The sequence below is a fragment of the Burkholderia sp. DN3021 genome, from assembly GCF_049805555.1.
In the GTDB taxonomy this organism is placed as follows: Bacteria; Pseudomonadota; Gammaproteobacteria; order Burkholderiales; family Burkholderiaceae; genus Burkholderia; species Burkholderia pyrrocinia_C.
This window is the reverse complement of record NZ_JBNCAB010000015.1, coordinates 1-20277: the sequence shown is the minus strand read 5'-3', so window position 1 is coordinate 20277 and position 20277 is coordinate 1. Positions and strand designations below refer to the sequence as shown.

The 20277-nt window shown below is 62.9% G+C and carries 16 protein-coding genes, 1 tRNA gene and 2 pseudogenes; 16 read left to right on the top strand and 3 right to left on the bottom strand.

Annotated elements, in window-relative coordinates; genetic code table 11:
- Positions 1–61 precede the first annotated feature (61 nt).
- The 8 genes and pseudogenes from fdnG to ACPUER_RS10325 all read left to right on the top strand — a co-directional run.
- The gene (fdnG, locus tag ACPUER_RS10360; RefSeq protein WP_310140372.1) at positions 62–3133 is read left to right on the top strand and encodes a formate dehydrogenase-N subunit alpha; all 3072 of its coding nucleotides are present in this window, start codon (positions 62–64) and stop codon (positions 3131–3133) included.
- 10 nt (positions 3134–3143) lie between these two features.
- Entirely contained in the window at positions 3144–4058 is a 915-nt protein-coding gene (fdxH, locus tag ACPUER_RS10355) for a formate dehydrogenase subunit beta (protein WP_425131030.1), read from the top strand.
- Positions 4055–4681 carry a formate dehydrogenase subunit gamma gene (locus ACPUER_RS10350; RefSeq protein WP_059599523.1) on the top strand — a complete coding sequence of 209 codons (627 nt, stop codon included), beginning with the start codon at positions 4055–4057 and terminating at the stop codon, positions 4679–4681. Before fdxH ends, ACPUER_RS10350 begins: the two co-directional genes overlap by 4 nt.
- Positions 4682–4787: 106 nt before the next feature.
- Complete coding sequence (gene fdhE, locus ACPUER_RS10345; RefSeq protein WP_175958748.1) at positions 4788–5723, top strand: formate dehydrogenase accessory protein FdhE; 936 nt, start codon at positions 4788–4790, stop codon at positions 5721–5723.
- Positions 5724–5797: 74 nt separating this feature from the next.
- Positions 5798–7237, top strand: coding sequence for an L-seryl-tRNA(Sec) selenium transferase (gene selA / locus ACPUER_RS10340; protein WP_425131029.1), 1440 nt, complete (start codon positions 5798–5800; stop codon positions 7235–7237).
- Positions 7234–9159: a selenocysteine-specific translation elongation factor gene (selB, locus tag ACPUER_RS10335; protein WP_425131028.1), complete on the top strand. Its 1926-nt coding sequence runs from the start codon at positions 7234–7236 to the stop codon at positions 9157–9159. Before selA ends, selB begins: the two co-directional genes overlap by 4 nt.
- A 32-nt stretch (positions 9160–9191) precedes the next feature.
- Positions 9192–9287, top strand: a tRNA-Sec gene (locus ACPUER_RS10330).
- 47 nt (positions 9288–9334) lie between these two features.
- Positions 9335–9552: pseudogene (locus tag ACPUER_RS10325) on the top strand (transposase); the annotation flags it as partial.
- Positions 9553–9570: 18 nt separating this feature from the next.
- Here the strand turns inward: ACPUER_RS10325 and ACPUER_RS10320 are convergent.
- Complete coding sequence (locus ACPUER_RS10320) at positions 9571–10179, bottom strand: short chain dehydrogenase (RefSeq protein WP_425131027.1); 609 nt, start codon at positions 10177–10179, stop codon at positions 9571–9573.
- A gap of 106 nt (positions 10180–10285) precedes the next feature.
- Here ACPUER_RS10320 and ACPUER_RS10315 point away from each other — a divergent pair, with 106 nt between their 5' ends.
- The 5 genes and pseudogenes from ACPUER_RS10315 to ACPUER_RS10295 form a co-directional block, all read left to right on the top strand.
- Positions 10286–11197, top strand: a complete 912-nt coding sequence (locus ACPUER_RS10315; protein ID WP_175958752.1) for a LysR family transcriptional regulator — start codon at positions 10286–10288, stop codon at positions 11195–11197.
- Positions 11198–11488: 291 nt separating this feature from the next.
- The gene (locus tag ACPUER_RS10310) at positions 11489–12019 is read left to right on the top strand and encodes a hypothetical protein (RefSeq protein WP_175958753.1); all 531 of its coding nucleotides are present in this window, start codon (positions 11489–11491) and stop codon (positions 12017–12019) included.
- Positions 12016–12270, top strand: coding sequence for a DUF2489 domain-containing protein (locus ACPUER_RS10305; protein ID WP_175958754.1), 255 nt, complete (start codon positions 12016–12018; stop codon positions 12268–12270). Before ACPUER_RS10310 ends, ACPUER_RS10305 begins: the two co-directional genes overlap by 4 nt.
- Positions 12271–12872: 602 nt before the next feature.
- Positions 12873–13466, top strand: a complete 594-nt coding sequence (locus tag ACPUER_RS10300) for an NUDIX hydrolase (protein WP_175958755.1) — start codon at positions 12873–12875, stop codon at positions 13464–13466.
- A gap of 223 nt (positions 13467–13689) precedes the next feature.
- Positions 13690–13834, top strand: a pseudogene (locus ACPUER_RS10295) (IS5/IS1182 family transposase); the annotation flags it as partial.
- Between the two features lie 628 nt (positions 13835–14462).
- Here the strand turns inward: ACPUER_RS10295 and ACPUER_RS10290 are convergent.
- Together ACPUER_RS10290 and ACPUER_RS10285 are read right to left on the bottom strand one after the other, a co-directional pair.
- The gene (locus tag ACPUER_RS10290) at positions 14463–15872 is read right to left on the bottom strand and encodes a GGDEF domain-containing protein (protein ID WP_425131026.1); all 1410 of its coding nucleotides are present in this window, start codon (positions 15870–15872) and stop codon (positions 14463–14465) included.
- 379 nt (positions 15873–16251) lie between these two features.
- Positions 16252–16563, bottom strand: a complete 312-nt coding sequence (locus tag ACPUER_RS10285; protein ID WP_425131025.1) for an EAL domain-containing protein — start codon at positions 16561–16563, stop codon at positions 16252–16254.
- Between the two features lie 604 nt (positions 16564–17167).
- On the opposite strand from ACPUER_RS10285, the gene ACPUER_RS10280 reads away from it, so the two are divergent.
- The 3 genes from ACPUER_RS10280 (at position 17168) to ACPUER_RS10270 (ending at position 20126) form a co-directional block, all read left to right on the top strand.
- Entirely contained in the window at positions 17168–17749 is a 582-nt protein-coding gene (locus ACPUER_RS10280) for a Csu type fimbrial protein (protein ID WP_425131024.1), read from the top strand.
- A 93-nt stretch (positions 17750–17842) separates the two neighbouring features.
- Complete coding sequence (locus ACPUER_RS10275) at positions 17843–18484, top strand: fimbrial biogenesis chaperone (RefSeq protein WP_425131023.1); 642 nt, start codon at positions 17843–17845, stop codon at positions 18482–18484.
- Complete coding sequence (locus ACPUER_RS10270) at positions 18444–20126, top strand: fimbria/pilus outer membrane usher protein (RefSeq protein WP_425131022.1); 1683 nt, start codon at positions 18444–18446, stop codon at positions 20124–20126. Before ACPUER_RS10275 ends, ACPUER_RS10270 begins: the two co-directional genes overlap by 41 nt.
- Positions 20127–20277: the final 151 nt, after the last annotated feature.

Genomic DNA, 20277 nt, shown 5'->3' with positions numbered 1-20277 from the left:
TGCGCGAACTGTCTATAATTCCTTTCAGTTTCCTCCACCCCACAATAACGCCGAGACCACCATGCTACAAATGTCCCGGCGCCAGTTCCTGAAGGTGACGGCCACGTCGCTTGCCGGATCGAGTCTTGCCCTGATGGGCTTTTCTCCATCCGAAGCGCTTGCCGAAGTCCGACAGTACAAGCTGGCGCGCACCGTCGAAACGCGCAACACCTGTCCTTACTGCTCAGTGGGTTGCGGCATCCTCATGTACAGCCTCGGAGACGGCGCGAAGAATGCGCAGCCGAGCATCATCCATATCGAGGGAGATCCCGACCATCCCGTCAATCGCGGCACGCTGTGCCCGAAGGGCGCGAGCCTGATCGACTTCATCCACAGCCCGAACCGCCTGACGCACCCCGAATACCGGGCGCCCGGCTCGGACAAGTGGGAACCCATCTCGTGGAACGACGCGCTCGACCGGATCGCGAAGCTGATGAAGGCCGACCGCGACGCGAACTTCGTCGAGACGACGGAAGACGGCGCGAAGGTCAACCGCTGGCTCACGACCGGCATGCTGGCCGCGTCGGCGGGCAGCAACGAGGTCGGCTACCTGACGCACAAGACTATCCGTAGTCTGGGAATGCTCGCATTCGACAATCAGGCGCGTGTCTGACATGGCCCGACGGTGGCAGGTCTTGCCCCGACGTTTGGCCGTGGAGCGATGACGAACCATTGGGTCGACATCAAGAACGCGGACGTGATTCTCGTGATGGGCGGCAATGCAGCCGAGGCCCATCCGTGCGGTTTCAAGTGGGTAACGGAGGCGAAGGCGCACCGCAAGGCGCGGCTGATCGTCGTCGACCCGCGCTTTACGCGTACGGCCTCGGTGGCCGACTACTACGCGCCGATTCGCACCGGCACCGACATCGTCTTCCTGGGCGGCGTCATCAACTATCTGCTGACGAACGACAAGATCCAGCATGAGTATGTGAAGAACTACACGGACTTCACGTTCATCGTGCGCGAGGATTTCGCGTTCAACGACGGCATCTATTCCGGCTATGACGCGGAGAAGCACGCGTACCCGGACAAATCGAGCTGGGACTACGAGCGCGGCGACGACGGTTTCGTGAAGGTCGACCCGACGCTGCAGCATCCGCGCTGCGTGTACAACATGCTGAAGCAGCACTACGCGCGCTATACGCCGGACATGGTCCAGCAGACCTGCGGCACGCCGAAGGACAAGTTCCTGAAGGTCTGCGAGATGCTCGCGACGACGGCCGTGCCCGGCCGCGCCGGCACGATCCTGTACGCGCTCGGCTGGACCCACCACTCGATCGGCGCGCAGATGATCCGCACCGGCGCGATGGTGCAGCTGCTGCTCGGCAACATCGGCATCGCCGGCGGCGGGATGAACGCGCTGCGCGGCCACTCGAACATCCAGGGGTTGACCGACCTCGGGCTCATGTCGAACCTGCTGCCGGGCTACATGACGCTGCCGATGCAGGCCGAGCAGGATTTCGACGGCTACATCAACAAGCGCGTGCAGCAGCCGCTGCGGCCGAACCAGTTGAGCTACTGGAAGAACTACAAGGCGTTCCACGTCAGCTTCATGAAGTCGTGGTGGGGCGATGCGGCGACCGCCGAGAACAACTGGGGCTACGACTACCTGCCGAAGCTGGACAAGCAGTACGACCTGCTGCAGGTGATCGAGCTGATGAGTGCCGGCAAGATGAACGGCTACATCTGCCAGGGCTTCAACCCGCTCGCGGCGGCGCCGTCGAAGGTGAAGACGGCCGCGGGGCTCGCGAAGCTGAAGTGGCTCGTGATCATGGATCCGCTCGCGACCGAGACGTCCGAGTTCTGGAAGCATCACGGCGACTACAACGACGTCGATGCGTCGAAGATCCAGACCGAGGTGTTCCGTCTGCCGACCACGTGCTTTGCGGAGGAAAACGGCTCGCTCGTGAGTTCGAGCCGCGTGCTGCAATGGCACTGGAAGGGCGCGGAGCCGCCGGGCGACGCGAAGAGCGATCTCGAGATCATGTCGGGGCTGTTCCTGCGCATGCGCAAGATGTATCAGACGGACGGCGGCAAGTATCCGGACCCGATCGTGAACCTGACCTGGCCGTACGCGAACCCGGAAAGCCCGACGCCCGAAGAACTCGCAATGGAGTTCAACGGAAAGGCGCTCGCCGATCTGCCCGACCCGAAGGATCCGGCCAAGACGCTCGTGAAGAAGGGCGAGCAGCTTGCCGGGTTCGCGCAACTGAAGGACGACGGCACGACCGCGAGCGGCTGCTGGATCTTCTGCGGCGCATGGACGCAGGCCGGCAACCAGATGGGGCGGCGCGACAACTCGGACCCGACCGGCATCGGCCAGACGCTGAACTGGGCGTGGGCCTGGCCGGCGAACCGGCGGATCCTGTACAACCGCGCATCGTGCGACGTGAACGGCAAGCCGTTCGACCCGACCCGCAAGCTGATCGGCTGGAACGGCAAGGCGTGGGCGGGCCCCGACGTACCGGACTTCAAGGCGGACGAACCGCCCGAGAACGGGATGGGGCCGTTCATCATGAATCCGGAGGGCGTCGCGCGCTTCTTCGCGCGCGCGGGGATGAACGAAGGTCCGTTCCCCGAGCACTACGAGCCGTTCGAGACGCCGCTCGCCGCGAACCCGCTGCACCCGAACAACCCGCAGGCGCTGAACAACCCGGCCGCCCGCGTGTTCCCGGACGACCGCGCGTCGTTCGGCAAGGTGTCGGAGTTCCCGCACGTCGCGACGACTTACCGGCTGACCGAGCATTTCCACTACTGGACCAAGCATGCGCGGCTGAACTCGATCATCCAGCCCGAGCAATTCGTCGAGATCGGCGAAGACCTCGCGAAGGAGGTCGGCGTCGCGCATGGCGAACGCGTGAAGGTGTCGTCCAAGCGCGGCTACATCATCGCGGTCGCACTCGTCACGAAGCGGATCAAGCCGCTGACGGTCGACGGCAAGAAGGTCCAGACGGTCGGCGTCCCGTTGCACTGGGGCTTCAAAGGTCTGACGAAGCCCGGCTATCTCGCCAATACCCTGACTCCGTCCGTGGGTGACGGCAACTCGTACACACCGGAATTCAAGTCGTTCCTGGTGAAGGTCGAAAAGGCGTAAGGGGAAAGAGATGGCATTGCAATCGCTGGATATCAAGCGCGTCTCGGCCACCACGACGCCACCGCCTACGGTGCGCGAACCGGTGACCGGGAGCGTCGCGAAGCTGATCGACGTATCGAAGTGCATCGGCTGCAAGGCATGCCAGACGGCGTGCATGGAGTGGAACGACCTGCGCGACGAAGTCGGCACCAACGTCGGCGTGTACGACAACCCGGCCGACCTGACCGAGCACTCGTGGACGGTGATGCGGTTCTCCGAATACGAGAACCCGGCAGGCGACCTCGAATGGCTGATCCGCAAGGACGGCTGCATGCACTGCGAGGATCCGGGCTGTCTGAAGGCGTGTCCGTCGCCGGGCGCGATCGTGCAGTACAACAACGGGATCGTCGATTTCCACGAGGAGAACTGCATCGGTTGCGGCTATTGCGTGACCGGCTGCCCGTTCAACGTTCCGCGGATCTCGAAGAAGGATCATCGCGCGTACAAGTGCACGCTCTGTTCCGACCGCGTCGCGATCGGCCAGGAACCGGCCTGCGTGAAGACCTGCCCGACGGGCGCGATCGTGTTCGGCACCAAGGAGGACATGAAGCAGCACGCGGCCGAGCGCATCGAGGACCTGAAGGAGCGCGGCTTCGAGCATGCGGGGCTGTACGATCCGCAGGGCGTCGGCGGCACGCACGTGATGTACGTGCTGCACCACGCCGATAAGCCGTCGCTGTACCACGGGCTGCCCGACAACCCGTCGATCAGCCCGATGGTGAAGCTGTGGAAGGGCATCGCGAAGCCGCTCGCGGTCGCCGGCATCGCGCTGACGGCGCTTGCCGGGTTCTTCCACTATGTCCGGGTCGGTCCGAACGAGGTGAGCGACGACGAGGAATCGGCCGCGCGCGACGAGGCGCGACGCATCAAGGAGGACGCGAAATGAAGCACGACGACCCCAACCTGATCGTGCGCTACTCGGCGAACGAGCGTACGAATCACTGGATCACCGCGATCACGTTCGTGCTGCTCGCGTTGTCCGGGCTCGCGCTGTTCCATCCGTCGATGTTCTGGCTGACCGCGCTGTTCGGCGGCGGCCAGTGGACGCGGATCCTGCATCCGTTCGTCGGCCTCGTGATGTTCGTGTCGTTCGCGATCCTGGTGGTGCGCTTCTGGCACCACAACGCGCTCGACGCGGACGACCGGCAGTGGCTGAAGCAGATCGGCGACGTGCTGACCAACCAGGAGGACAAGCTGCCGCCCGTCGGGCGCTATAACGCCGGGCAGAAGCTGCTATTCTTTACGTTGGTGGCATGCCTGCTGTTGCTCCTGCTGTCGGGGATCGTGATCTGGCGGCGCTACTTCTCGTTCTACTTCCCGATCGGGGTGATCCGCGCGGCCGCTGTCGTGCATGCCGTGGCGGCCTTCGTGCTGATCGCGAGCATCATCGTGCACATTTACGCGGCGTTGTGGGTGAAGGGCTCGATCGGTGCGATGGTGCGTGGCACCGTCACGCTGGGCTGGGCCCGCAAGCATCACCCGAAGTGGTTCCGTGAAAGCGTGAAATAACGCACCGGAGCGGGCGGCTCGCCGATCGCGGCGGGCCGCTCCGTCAGCCGTCGGAACCGCCCGAAGCGCCGATCCGTCGGCGCTTGTTTATTTGGAATACATTTCTGTGACACAACGCATTCTCGAACCGACCGAGATCTCGGCACTCGATCATTCGGCCATTCCGCGCTTTCGCCTGCCGGAGCGCGCCACCGCGTTTTCGGCGCGCGCCGCGCGGCTGCGCAAGCTTGCCGACCTGAACCCGATCAGCGGCTACCTGCGGCTGATGGCCACCGTCGCCGATGCGCAGCACGCGACATTGCAGACGCTGGAGCTGCCGCTGCCGTCGAAGGAAGCGATCGCGCGTGCGCAGCAGCATTCGATGCCGCTCGTGCCGGCGCTCGACGGCGAGCGCGATCCGCGCTGGCGCGCCGTGCTGTACGAACTGCTCGATCGCGTCGAAGGCGCCGGGCTCGTCAATCCGTCGCTCGCGAAGCTGCTCGACCGGCTGCGCCTGACGGCGCCCGCCGAACTCGACGCGCAGGCCGACGCGATCCTCGCGCTGCGCTTCGCCGAGGTCGACCCGGCCACCGCGCCGTTCCTGATGGCCGCGCTGCAGGTCGTGTGGACCGATCTCGCCAGCCGCGTGACGCCGGCCGACGTTCCGTATCTCGACCAGCCGGGGCTGTGCCCGGTGTGCGGCTCGCATCCGGTCGCGAGTGTCGTGCGGGTGGGCGGCCAGTTCCAGGGCTACCGTTTCCTGCAATGCGGGCTGTGCACGACCGAGTGGCACATGGTGCGCACCAAGTGCTCGCACTGCGATTCGACGAAGGGCATCGCATACCACGGGATCGAGGGCGGCAGCGAAGCCGTCAAGGCCGAATCGTGCGACGAGTGCAAGACCTATCGCAAGATCGGCTACCAGGAGAAGGACTACGAGTTCGAGCCGCTGGCGGACGATCTCGCGAGTCTCACGCTCGACCTGTTGATGAACGAGGCCGGATACCAGCGCAGTTCGCCGAACCCGCTGCTGTGGCCGGATGTGTCGCGGGAAGCGGATTGACGGCACGGGGCCGGGGGCGGTGCGCGAGCGCCGGCCTCGGCCGACTGCGAAGCTGAGACTGGAGCCACTACTACGTGACCGGACCGGGTGTGAATGAACTGAATGCGGTGCTGGCGCGCGTGCCGTCGGTCGAGCGCGTGCTGTCGTCGGCACCGCTGCAACCGCTGCTTGCCGACCATGGCCGCACGCGCGTGCTGAATGCCGTGCGCGCCGAACTCGAACGCTGGCGTACCGCCGCCCAGCACGATCCGATGGCGGCCGAGCCGCTCGACGAGCCGCGCATCGCTGCGGCCGTCGCGCGCACGCTGGCCGCGCAGAGCGCCGGCGCCGTGCGCACGGTGTTCAACCTGACCGGCACCGTGCTGCATACGAATCTCGGGCGCGCGCTATTGCCCGACGAAGCGGTGCGCGCGGTGATCGACGTGCTTACGCGGCCCGTCAACCTCGAATTCGATCTCGCCACGGGCCGTCGCGGCGATCGCGACGACCTGATCGACGATCTGTTGTGCGAACTGACGGGCGCGGAAGCGGCGACCGTCGTCAACAACAATGCGGCGGCCGTGCTGCTGACGCTGTCGGCGCTCGCGACGAAGCGCGAAGTCGTCGTATCTCGCGGCGAGCTGGTCGAGATCGGCGGCGCCTTCCGGATTCCCGACATCATGAGTCGCGCCGGCGCCAGGTTGCGCGAGGTCGGCACGACCAACCGTACCCATCTGCGCGACTACGCGGAGGCGATCGGCCCGCGCACCGCGCTGCTGATGAAGGTGCACTGCAGCAACTATGCGATCAGCGGCTTCACGAAGGAGGCGACGCTCGCCGAACTCGTGCCGCTCGCGCGCGAGCACGGGCTGCCGGTCGCCGTCGATCTCGGCAGCGGCACGCTCGCCGACCTGTCGTTATGGGGGCTGCCGCACGAGACGACCGTGCAGGAAACCGTCGCCGCCGGCGCAAACGTTGTCACCTTCAGCGGCGACAAGCTGCTCGGCGGGCCGCAGGCCGGCCTGATCGTCGGCGATCGCGCACTGGTCGCGAAGATCAAGAAACATCCGCTCAAGCGCGCGCTGCGCGTCGGCAAGCTGACGCTCGCGGCGCTCGAGCCCGTGCTGCGGCTCTACCAGGCGCCCGAATTCCTGCGCGACCGGCTCACGACTTTGCGCCTGCTGACGCGTCCGCAGCGCGAGATCGCCGAGGCCGCCGAGCGCGTGCGCCCGGCGCTGCAGGCGGCGCTCGGCAACGGTTTCGACGTGACGGTCGAACCGATGTTCAGCCAGATCGGCAGCGGCGCGCTGCCGGTCGATCAACTGCCGAGCGCCGGGCTCGTCGTGCGCACGCCGGACGGCAAGCGCGGCGGCCGCGCGCTTGCGCAGCTCGAGAAGCGGCTGCGCGAATGGCCGCGCCCGGTGATCGGCCGCGTCGCCGACAACGCGCTGCGGCTCGACCTGCGCTGCCTCGAAGCCGCCGACGAAGCGGCATTCGTCGCGCAATGCGTGCCGCCCGCGGAGCCCGCTGCATGATCGTCGGTACCGCGGGGCACATCGACCACGGCAAGACGACGCTTGTACTCGCGCTGACGGGCGTCGATACCGACCGGCTGAAGGAAGAGAAGGCGCGCGGCATCTCGATCGAACTCGGCTATGCGTATACGCCGCTCGAGAACGGCGATGTGCTGGGTCTGATCGACGTGCCGGGCCACGAGAAGCTGATTCATACGATGGCGGCCGGCGCATGCGGAATCGACTTCGCGCTGCTCGTGATCGCCGCCGACGACGGCGTGATGCCGCAGACGCGCGAGCATCTCGCGATCCTGCAGCTGCTGGGCGTCACGCATGGCGCGGTCGCGCTGACGAAGTGCGATCGTGTCGACGCCGCGCGCGTCGCCCAGGCGCGCGACGAGATCGCCGCATGGCTGCACGACTCGACGCTGGCCGGCGCGCCGATCTTCGAAACCCGTGCGACGGCCGTGGACGATCCGGGCGTCGCCGCGTTGAAGCGTCACCTGGCCGACGCGGCGATCGCATGGCGCGCGCGCCGCGACGACGGCCTGTTCCGGCTCGCGGTCGATCGCGTGTTTACGCTCGCGGGGCAGGGGACCGTCGTGACGGGCACCGCGTTCGCGGGCCGCGTCGCGACTGGCGACACGCTCGCGATCGTGCGCACGGGCGGCGCGGCGCGCGTGCGCAGCATCCATGCGCAGAACCGGCCGGTCCAGGCCGGCCGCGCGGGCGAGCGTTGCGCACTGAACCTGGCCGGCGTCGACAAGGCCGACGTCGAGCGCGGCGATACCGTCGCCGATGCGCGGCTCGCCGCGACGTCGCCGCGCGTGGACGTCGAGCTGACGCTGCTCGCGGACGCGGGGCTGACGTTGACGCACTGGGCGCCGCTGCACGTGCATCTCGGCACGCTGCATCGCGTCGCGCATGTCGCGCTGCTCGACGGCGACACGCTCGCGGCCGGCCAGCGGATGCGCGTGCAACTGGTATTCGACGAACCGGTGTTCGTGCTGCCGGGCGACCGGTTCATCGTCCGCAATCCGCAGGCGACGCGCACCGTCGGCGGCGGTCGCGTGCTCGATCCGTTCGGGCCGGCGCGCAAGCGCCGCACGCCCGCGCGTCGCGCGTGGCTCGATGCGCTTGCCGAGTGGCTCGACGCGGAGCGCCTCGATGCGCTGCTCGCGCAGGCGCCGCTCGGCATCCCGCGCGCGATGCTCACGCATCTCACCGGTTTCGCGCCGGACGCGCTCGCGTTGCCGGACGACGCGCTGGCGATCGGGCAACGCGATGCCGCGTCGAACGACGGCGCGGTGATTTCGCATGCACACTGGCGCACGCTGCAGACGCGGGCGATCGAGACGCTGCGCGCGTATCACGAGCGCATGCCCGACGAACAGGGGCTCGACGCCGCGCGTCTGCGGCGGATGGCTGCGCCGCTTGCCGGCGATGCGTTGTGGCGCGCGCTCGTCGATGCGCTGGTGTCCGGCGGCGAAGTCGCGCGAAGCGGGCCGTGGCTGCATCTGCCGTCGCATTCGGTGAGCCTCGATTCGCGCGAGGAGGCGCTGGCGCGGCAACTGCTGCCGCTGATTCATGCGGGGCGCTTCGATCCGCCGTGGGTGCGCGACCTGGCCCGCGACACGGGCGCGGCCGAGGACGCGGTGCGCACGCTGCTGCGCAAGCTCGCGCGGCGCGGCGACGTGCACCAGGTCGTGCGCGACCTGTTCTATCACGCGGATGTCGTACGCGAGCTGACGGAACTGGTCGCGCATCTTGCGCCTTCGCGTGGCGGCGGGCTCGATGCCGCGACGTTTCGCGACGCGACGGGGCTCGGCCGCAAGCGCGCGATCCAGATTCTCGAGTTCTTCGATCGGGTTGGGTATACTCGCTTCCACCGCGATCTTCACTTCCTGCGGCCTGACAGCGGTTGGGTGGGTATTCAGGCGTAGGCGCTCGTTGTTCCTTTGGTTGTTTTCCCCGAGGAAGGCATTCGTATCCGGTGGTACGGCTGGACTTCAAATCCAGTTGGGGGTGTCAGACACTCCCGGGTAGGTTCGACTCCTGCTGCCTTCCGCCATATGGGCCTTCCGTCCTGTTCCGATCTCTTCCGTTGACGTCCTCTACAATCTGTGCGCGCGCCACAACGTCTCGGAACAGACGTTCTATCGTTGGCGCAACAAGTTCGGTGGCATGGATGTGGCCGACGCCCGTCGGCTCAAGGATCTGGAATCGGAGAACGATCGGCTCAAGCGCCTGATTGCCGAGCAATTGCTGGTCATCGACGGCCTGAAGGAATTCAGCCGAAAAAAATGAGCACCCCGACGGGCCGGCGCGAAGCGCTGGCCGGTCCATTCCTTACTTCAATGACCAACCCGATATACGCGGCCGCTATGCACGCCTTCCACGCTGCGTCGGTAGGCCATTGCCACACTTGCCGCCGGCACGCCTTCATAGCCGGGAAAGAACGGACCAAACCGGTCCATGGATTCGATCAGCACGGTCGGACTAACGGCATTGATGCGGATGCCCCAGCGAAAGTCGCACGCAGCGGCACGCACGAACCCTTCAATCCCGGCATTCGACGCTGCGGCATGGGAACCCTGCGCAATCGGATCATCGACAGCGATGCCGGAGGTCAGCGTAATTGAGCCGCCATCGCTCAGGTAATGCTGACCAATCAACGCGACGCGCACCTGACTGAGCAATTTGTCCTGCAAGCCTCGATGGAAATCGGCTGCCGTCATTTTCTCAACTGGCGCCAGAATGACATTGCCTGCGGCTGCGACGATGGCGTCGACGGGGCCGATCTGCTCGAACAGCGCGCTCACGCTGTCATCGCGGGTGATGTCAACCTGATGATCACCCCGGGTACGACCGACACGAATGACGTCGTGTTTGCCGTCACGTGCAAGCTCATCCGCCACGGAACGACCAACGTCCCCACCGGCACCGATTACGACGATCTTCATAAATACTCCTTTTCGAATTCAGGTTGAAACGTCGCCATTCTTCCCCGAACCTAGGCAACCATAAATATGCTTTAATTTACGACACTACTAATCCACAGTTAGCAATATGGACAGATTGCGTGCCATGGAAACCTTCGTTGCCGTCGTGGAGGGAGGCAACTTCACCGAAGCAGCGCAGCGGCTGGACATATCGGCGGTCATGGTCGGCAAATATGTGCGCGAACTTGAAGAGCGTCTCGGTGCGCGCCTGCTGGAGCGCACTACACGGCGTCAGAGTCTGACTGATGCCGGCCGCGTTTTTTACGAAGACGCGAAGCGTGCGCTCGAACACATGCGTATCGCCGAAACATCGGTCGAGCGGCTACGCGCGTCACCGTCCGGCACGTTGCGTATCAGCGCGCCGATTACCTTTGGCGCCTGTGTCATCGCCCCGCTGGCCGCGACTTTCCGGCAGATGTATCCGCTCGTGCGTGTGGAACTGGATTTGAGCAATCGCAACGTCAACCTGATTGACGAGGGTTTTGATCTGGCGATCCGAATTGGTGAATTGGGCGATGCCGACCTGATTGCAAAGCCGTTGACCATGTACCGCATGGTGATCTGTGCGTCGCCGGGCTACCTCGCTCAATACGGGTGTCCTGAGACGCCACAGGATTTGAGCGCCCATCACTGCCTGTCTCATACGGTATGGAATAGTCGTAGCGGCTGGAAGTTCGGGGATGGGGACAGCCCGCGCTTGGCGACGGAATCGGTGTTCACATGCAATGACGGCAACGGCTTGCGCATGGCTGCAATCGCAGGCGCGGGATTGTTGCTGCAACCGGAGGTCCTGGTGGCCCACGATCTGGCAAGCGGAACGTTGGTACAAGTGCTGCAGGCCTACTCGCCCAAACCCCACCCCGTCCACATCGTGTACCGACACGACCGGCGCCCCCTGCCGAAGCTCACCCGATTTGTTGCGCATTTGCTCGAGCATGCGCCGGAGCGGGAAGCACCCTCGCGAGCTTTTTCCGCTTGATGGCACGCACGCAAAATGGTGTCCCCGCATCGGCTGACAGAAGTGCCTCCGGCTAGAACATAAACGCCAGCTTTCAAAGACGCACCAGGCGCTCGCGCAAACAGCATAGGACGAGGTGTCTCGGCGAGCGATTTCATCAATTCGTTGCATCGACGGGTTGAATCCGCAGCCAGGAAGAGACGTTCGACACCTTGGTTCAGATCGTCGACAATTTCGAGCAATCAATGTAGACGGCCACTGCTTCGCTCCGTCAACTGGCGACGGTTTTCTGCCATTTCTCAAGCACTCACCATGAACAAGTACGCTCTCGATACGCAACCATCCTCTTACTATTTGGGCCAGTTTACGGGATCGCCTCTTGAAATTCAGCCGCATCGTGAAGCTGGGCGTTACAAAATCGAGCACGGTGAATTTGTTGGAGCCGATGAGCGCGACTCATCAGCGATATTCTTGCCGTCGTGCTCGGAACGAGGCTGTTGCAAGATAAAGGCTGATTTTTTCGACTTTGAAATTTATGTGCCTAGTTGCGATTCAAGGATTGATCGTCGCTTTATCGATATTACCAGAGATGTTCTGGGCAATATTGTCGAGATGGACGCCGCTGCTCGATCGCTTCCGAAGGAAATGGATTGCGAGGAATATCTAGCATATGTTGACATCTCGCCTGACGAGGTTGAATTCCATTTGCCGGCATACTGCGCGACAGATTTCGACGACCAGGTTGACTTGAGATGGCCCGATACAATACTCATGAAGCGTTTGCTCAGTCAGTACGTCGACAGATCGTCTCTACAGCGCAGGCAATGCTCGACGGGTAGTTGAGCTTTCTGATCGGTTCGCGACGACTGGCTAGCTTGCGCCATGAGGCCAATGCGGCTGCCGACGATACAGACTTCCTGGTTTTCGTCGCCATCGATTCAGAAACCGATGCGTTACCGCTTGGTGCGTCCCGAGAGCATTGGGATCGAAGTGTCCTGGCCAAACTTGAGCCGGAAATCAAAGAAGCTGAACTGTGGGCATCTGCTGTAGGAACCGATGCATGCAAGTCGTTGATCGCACGATTTGGCCCGTAGAGACCAAACTACGCGAGGGTTCGCAATGGGTCGTACAGAGCCATCCGGGTCGCCCCAGACCCGCCATTCGATGTGACGCATGAATATCGACGTTGCAGAGGAAAGCGTTCTCGGGATAAAACTATCTTTTTATCGCGATCGTGCGATTGCGAACCGAAACTGGTGATCGGCGCAACACATCGTCATGACCGCGCTCGTCGCGACAAGGCGGAAGGGTGTTGACAGCGGGCTTCGCGACGCCACGACCGGAGACAATTTTATTGCGCAGCGCATAACCTCAAGAATGCACGAGGAATTCCCTTCCTGTTGCCGATGTCCGGTGCCGAATCGACATCTTTGCTTCGCAAACGGTGACGATTTTGTTTCGGTCTACGTTTCGCCAATTCGATCCGCCGCATCACAATTCAACACGGCAAACATCACAAATAGTTTCGAAAAAATTAACGACCATCACCAAAATATCAAATAACTAAAATATCAAAAAAATGATCTTGATATTGAGCGGCATGCCGATCGGAACTGGCGAAATTTCGGGGAGGCACTATCATCCAATATGAATAGCCGTACCGTTCCATCAACCCGATCCGGAGTGAAAGAAAAACATGGCCCAGACATATGCCGTCGTGTACGACACCTCGAAGAATTTCTTTATTGCCGTCAAGAATACTAGCGGGTTCTTTTTTCATACCGACAACAACGGCAACGGCAATATCTATCCACCGGACGGCACCCCGATCAGGAACGGCCCTGGAGAGCCCGCGCTTCCCGGCGGAGGGCTCGCAGCGAACACCGATCCGGCGATCGGCGCGGCAAACGAATTTCAGGAGGAGACCGGCGTCGAGCTTCGCAAATTCGACGGAAAGTTGATGCCGAAAGAGTGGCATCACGGGACGGGCAAGTCCGAGTATTACGGCGTCTACTACCAGTTCTCGAACGCGGTATTCAACGATATCAGCGGCAAGGCAATTGCCAACCTCAAGACGGGCGCCGACGCAGCTGCTGCCATTGGCAATGGGAGAATCGGAACCTACAAGGACATTTTCAAAATATATCCGAATTGCCCGAAAGACAATGAACTTGCAACCGGCTCGATCTGGAATCTCGATAGGGATTGGAGCAAAATTCAAGCATTGAACAACAGCCAGAGCACCAACTGGTTCTACATTATTCTCAAGAATCTCAAGGATAATATTTAATAAGGACGATTTCCCGGCTGTAACGGGCGAGTAAGCCGCATCGGGACGACGTACTCCGCGTGTCGTCCCGATGTGCGGCGTCCACCTCATGGCAGGTGCACTGTACGGTCGGAATCGGCGCGCATTCACGCAGCGTCGCCGCGAATGCGTATCACGCACACGGCGTCGGACGCCGCCTTCCATCGAATTGACGCTTTCCAGCAGGTTCGCTTGATTGACGATGCTGTCGAGCAGGAAATCCGATCCGTTTCATATCGTCAAGAACTTGTTCCTCCATCGCAAGGTGCGCTACAAGGGCTCGTCAAGAACACGGTGCAATGTTCGCTTTGGCGAACCTGGTGATCGCGAAGAACCTGCTGCGTGGAGTAATCGTATTTTTCATGCGAAAAATGGCGGCCGTCACCAGAATTCGACGCCTCGAGCGGCGGCTCGCTTGTACGCTGCAGCGTGAAAACCCTGCAGGTCGAAAGTGCGGCGATAAGTGTCCAGGTGACAGATTGCGGCGGCCTCGATAACAAATCGAGCTCGACGCCGCACGCGATCTCCGGTCGAGCGGCGGTGGTACTGCCACATAACCCAGCGTTTGAGTTGGTGCATTGAGGGAATGCGATTAATTCCTATTGGCGAATAATTTGAATTTTAAATGATCGTTTACCACTATTTGGGAAATAGAATGCAAATTCTAGACTTTGGAAACGTCCTTCCTCGTGCCTGAGCGCGGACGATTTTGTACCCCGGCCGTGGTCCCTCTGCGGTCGGTTTTTTTTGCATATGGGGCCGGCGTGAGTAGAGGGACTACAACGGCATGGCTCATGTGAGGGGGCGTGACGGTTACGGGGCGCGCAGCGTAAGCTCACAATAAACCACGTGGCTTGTGCAAGGCGACTGGCCGTACGGCGTCGCGCATGCGCGCAGCATCCTGGTTGCACCAGTTCCCGCGGTCCGTCATACATCTCAAGAATCACATCCGCAGGTGATGGCGGCGAAGGGATCGCACTAGGCGGCGATCACACAGTTACGACCACGACGCTTCGCGCGATAAAGGCGCTGGTCGGCCGCCCGCAGGAGCGCGTCAATCGTGTTGCCGTCCTTCCCGAATTGCGATATTCCGATGCTCACCGTAATTGAGACACTACGTCCGATCTCACGGGCGAACGGGGTACTGGCGATTGCCGACCGGATGCGCTCCCCGACCGCGAGCGCGGCGTCGGGATCGGCTCGCGGCAGCAACACCATGAACTCCTCGCCGCCGACACGCGCGACGTCATCGTACGGCCGGATCGCGTCGAGGCAGGTCTGCACGAACCCTTGCAGAACCCTGTCTCCGACCTGATGTCCATAGCAGTCGTTGATCCACTTGAAATTGTCAAGATCAAGCGCTAACAGGGAAAATGGAGCGCTGTCCCGCTTCGCACGCGCGATTTCCGCTTCGACGCATTCGATGAATTTACGCCGGTTCGACGCACCTGTAAGCGGATCGGTAGCGGCCAGATGTTCGAGCGTTTGATTGGTGCGCTGCAGTTCCTGCAGCGCACTTTCCGTGCGCGCCATGGCCTCGGCAAGACGCGCCATCAACTCTTCCTGGCTGTAGATCGTTTCGAATGAACGTGTCGTGAGAAAGGCCTGGACTACCCCGTAGCTCAGCAGGAAGAACCCGCCTGCGAAGATCGCGTGTGCGAGCCACCACATGTGATTCCAGGGGCGTCCGAGGATGAAGGCGAGCGACGCGAGCGCGAACGCCGTAACCGAGATCCCATAGATCAGCATCAACGGGGAACGGATCCGCCGCAACATCAGGGTGGCAACGTTCAACGACGAAAGGACGAGGGCGCCGCCTTCCATCGACAGGCGCACACCGAGGTTTCCCGCGACGGAGGAGTTCGCAAGGAGCGCAACCAGCACGTCGACGACGAGAAAGGCCGCAACCCAAGCCAGCCACTGCCGGGTATCGACGCGTTTGCTGGTGGGGTCCGGCGGTTGCCTGTATGACAGCAGCCCGATCAGTAGCAGGACGGACATGACCAGCCGCGACGCCGGTCCATAGAGCAGGAATAGCCAGATGTTGTGGTGTGCGAACCCGGTGAAGGCGCCGTGTAGTGCGTATATCACCGCGAACCCGAAGAAGCCCAGCGTCATCCAGCGCAGCAACGGTTCGCCGGAGGAACGGTAGCACCGCCACGTCACATACGTGACAAAGAGACCCTCCAGCGTCGCCGCAGCAATCGCCATTTCATGAAATGCATGATTTTCAAAGTTGAGAGCGGGATCCTGGAAGAAAAACACGTAGCCAATGAGGCAGGCCGGGGTGAGGGCGAAGGCCACGAGGAGGAGGCGCGCGTAAGTCTGCGCTATCAGCCGGACGACCACGTTCGGGTCACCTACCGGCATGGACACGTTCACGTTCATAGCTTGTCTCCTTCGCCCCGTTCGTTATGCCTGACGGTGGCATTCCCGCCCGGCGATAGTGGATGCCCAGAGTCCCGAAGCCGCAAGCAGACGACGGATCGCACCAAATACGTCGGCCATGTCAACAGGCTTGCGAAGACATCATTCGTATCGCACGCAGTCCTGACCTCATAGCCTGCCGACGTACAACAGCACTTCCATGCTGCCGGTGCCTCGGGCTCGTCCTCAACCAGCCGTACCGTCGTCACAATTCATTCCCCAAAATTGCCTGCCTCGATACCGTTCTGTTACCGCCGGGACGCCCGATGTTTGAGGCTGATGCGGTGTCGCGGATCCGTGCAGTCGGTCCTCTGACAATGTCAGCTCTCGATCATGCCGGTCAGTACGCCACCGTTTGCGATATCGCAAGGGTTAGTGAATGGCGGTACATCCGGTCAAATTCGAGAATCTTGGCTGGCCGCTGAAACAGAAAACCTTGCGCGAATCTGATGCCGATCTCCTTCAAGGCCTCGCGCTGCTCGACTTCTTCGACGCCTTCTGCCACCACGGCCAGGCCCAGCTTGTTCGCGAGATAGACGATGCCTTCAACGAGCTGACGGGAGTGGCTTGCGGCGCCGGCGGACACCGCGATTCCAAGCGCTGCGCGCCGGCGCGACGCGACGCTTTCTCGCCACTGGGCGATTGCTGGCATTCGCTTCCCCCTTTGGGCTTTACCGTGCCTCGGCCTGAGCGGCGCACGCCAGGCGGAAACGATTATCCTCCGGTAAAACGGCACTTAAAAGAAATTAAATGATTTATAGAGCGGCATCGATTTTGCCGGGCCTGCCATGCATAGGTGGCGCCACGTCGATGGTGCGCGTTGCGTTAGAAGGACTTATGCGACAACAGGTTGCGAAACGGTGAATGAGTAAATAATCTGGGCGATTATTCCTGCAAGGACTTCACGCCAGAGTTTCGAGTGCCGCCCGGTTTCGGCTGCCCCCGCAGGGTGAGCGTGAGTCAGATGAGTCGTGCCTGCGGCACAAAAATCAGTCCCGCGCCGCGCATTAAGAATGCTCTAATACAATGATTTTTGAAGCAGTCGCCAGCAGACAATGCAGGCATCAATCGCGTCAAAACAATTGATATGAATAAATATTTGTGCGGGGCCGCATATGCGCTAATCTTTGCGTTAAAGAGCAGGACTTTACGTTGAAACGATCCGGCTCTTCCGATAGGTCGGCCACGCCATGTGCGATGGAGTGCCAGCGGCCTGTCATGACCATTTCCCACACGTAAATAGCGGGGGTATTACCATGACGCTCTTGCATTGTATGACGTCCTCGTCACGTTCCCATTGGGATGGCAGCCGCATCCTGCCAGACAGGAAGGCCACCCGCATCGCGCGGGGGGGCCGTCCGAAACTCTTTGCCGCCGGCGTTGGCCTTCTGGGGATTTTAGCGTTCAATCTGCCGGCCGTCGCCGCCACCGCTACCGCTACGATGGCGGTCACCGCGACGGTTGACTCTACCTGCCTGATCACGGCCACCCCGCTGGCCTTCGGCGCCTACGCGGGCACGCAGACGGACGCCACCTCCACCCTCTCGGTCACCTGCAGCAACACTACGCCGTATAACGTCGGCCTCGACGCCGGGCTGGCGACCGGCGCGACGGTGACCAGCCGGGCGATGACCATCACTGGTGCCAGCCTGCTCTACTCGTTGTTCCAGGATGCCGGGCGGACCACCAACTGGGGCAATACCGTCGGCACCGATACCGTGGCCGGCACTGGCACAGGCAGCGCCCAGGCACTGACCGTCTATGGCCGGATAGCGGCGGGGCAGTTTGTCACGCCGGGTGCGTACACCGACACGATCACGGCAACCGTCACCTATTGACCGATGGCGGCAAAGCCATATGGGGCGGTCGCGCCCGTTGCGGTTTTCATTGCTCTCCTGACGGGTGGCGCGGTCAGCGCGCAGTCGCTGACGGTGCTGCCCGTCACCATTCAGATGGCACCGGGACGGATGGCCACCGCCCTGACGGTCATCAACCAGGGCGACGACGAGACCAGCATCCAGGTTCGCGCCTTCGCCTGGAACCAGCCTGATGGCAACGACCAGCTCACCAGTTCCGATGAGGTGCTGGCGAGTCCACCGCTCGCCACTATCGCGCCGGCGGCCCCCCAGATCGTGCGTCTGGTGCTGCGTCGGCCGCCGCAGGGACGCGAGGCCGCCTACCGCATCCTGCTCGACCAGATTCCGCCGCCAGCCGCGCCCGGGACCGTGCGCATCGCGCTGCGCCTGTCCATCCCAATCTTTGCCGAGCCGGCGACCCGGGTGGTCCCACATGTGCAGTTTCACATCGAGCGCGATGCGAGGCAGGCCTGGCTCGTGGCATTCAATGACGGCGGCCGCCACGAAACGATCCGCAACATCGCGCTCACGACCAGCGAGGGCAGCGGGCTGCAGACCGAGGCTAACGTATCGCCATACGTTCTCGCCGGCGCCACCCGCCGTTGGCGCATTGTCGCGCAGACCCGCCTGCCGGTACCGGGTGAAACGGTGCGCCTCACCGCGCACGCGGACACCGGTGTCGTCGACCAGCCGGTTCCTGTTGTTGCCGGTCCCTGATCGCCCGCGCGTGGCCGCCATGCGCCTGTGCCGTGCGACGATCATCATGCTTGTGCTGACCATCATGCCGCGACTGACCGAAGCCGCCGGGCAGACGCTGCTGCTGGAGGTACAGATCAATGGCCATTCCACCGACAAGATCGGCGAGTTCACACTGCGCGACGGCGCGCTGCTGGCGCGGCGAGGAGAACTGCATGATCTCGGCTTCCGGGTGCCCGACGCCATCGCCTCCGGGCCTGACGGTCTGATCTCCTTGTCCGACCTACCGGGGTTGACCTGGCGTCTCGTTCAGACGAGCCAGACGCTATACGTCACCGCTGCCAATGACCGCCTGCTGCCGGCGCTACTGCAACCAGAGGGAAACTCCGGCGGCGGTACCGTCGAGAGCGGCACGGGTGCAACGCTCAACTATGACATCACCGGCACCGGCACTGGTCGCCAGAATGTCGCCAACGGGCTGTTTGACCTGCGGGCGTTCTCGCGCTGGGGGGTCGTCAGCTCGGGACTGCTGGCCTATGCCGGTGGTGGTCCGGGCGGCCCCGGTACGGAATCGGCGATACGCCTGGACTCGACCTACACGTTGTCGGACCCCGATACGCTGCGCCGTTATCGCCTGGGCGATTTCATCACGGGCGGCCTGGGCTGGACGCGTCCGGTTCGCCTTGGGGGGGCACAGATCACCTCGGACTTCAGCATGCGGCCCGATCTCGTGACCTTTCCGGTGCCTCTGGTGAGCGGCTCGGCCGCCGTCCCTTCCACGGTGGACGTGCTGGCCAACGGTATCAGGCTGTTCTCGCACGAGGTCGAGGCGGGGCCCTTCGAGATCCCGCAACTGCCGGTGGTGACAGGGGCCGGCACGATTTCGATGACGCTGACCAACGCGCTGGGCCGGCAGGTGGTCGCAACGCTACCCTTCTATGCCAGCTCGGCGCTGCTTGCTCCGGGTCTGCAGACCTTCTCCGTGCAAGCGGGCGCCGTGCGACGCAACTGGGGCCTGCTCAGCAACGACTACGGCAACTTTGCGGCCACCGCGACCTGGCGTCGCGGCCTGTCCTCGGCGCTGACCGTGGAAGCCAGCGCCGAGGGCACCGCAGGCACGTTCATGGCGGGCAGCGGCCTCGTGGTGAATGTCGGCAATCTCGCGATGCTCAACGTCGCAGCAGCGGCCAGCACTGGCTCCGGGGGCACCGGTACGCAGCTTTCCGTCGGTGTCCAGCGCCTCGGCGCTGTGTTCAGCTTCAGCACCTCCGTATCGGTGGCTGGCCACGACTTCCGGGACATTGCGGCGATGAACGGCGACCCGGTTCCACGGCTGCGGCTCAACGCCAGCGTCGGCCTGTCGCTGGGGCGGTTCGGCTCTGTGGGCGCCGCGTACGCGGGAGTCTACCGTGACAGCGCTCCGAGCCCGATCAGGCTGTACGTTCCGCCGGGAAGCACGGTAGCCCGGAACGCGTCACTGGGTGGCGCCGTTTATTTCCAGCCGGCACAGCACACGCATATCCTCTCCGCCAGCTATTCGGTCCCGGTGCGCAACATGTCGATCTACGTCACCGGATTTCGTGACTTCGCCAGCAACGGTAGCAGCGGGATACTGGCAGGCCTGACCATTCCGCTCGGCACGCGTAGCTCGGTTAGTGCGTAAGCACTCGATCAGCACCGTAGCGTAGGTCGACGACGACGGGGAGTCGCGATGCTATCGGATGGGCACGACGTGAGCAGTAGACGGCAGCGACAGAGCCACGTTCCACGGCAGCAGTTCGTCGATGCGGTTGATCGGATGGTCAGCAATGCGC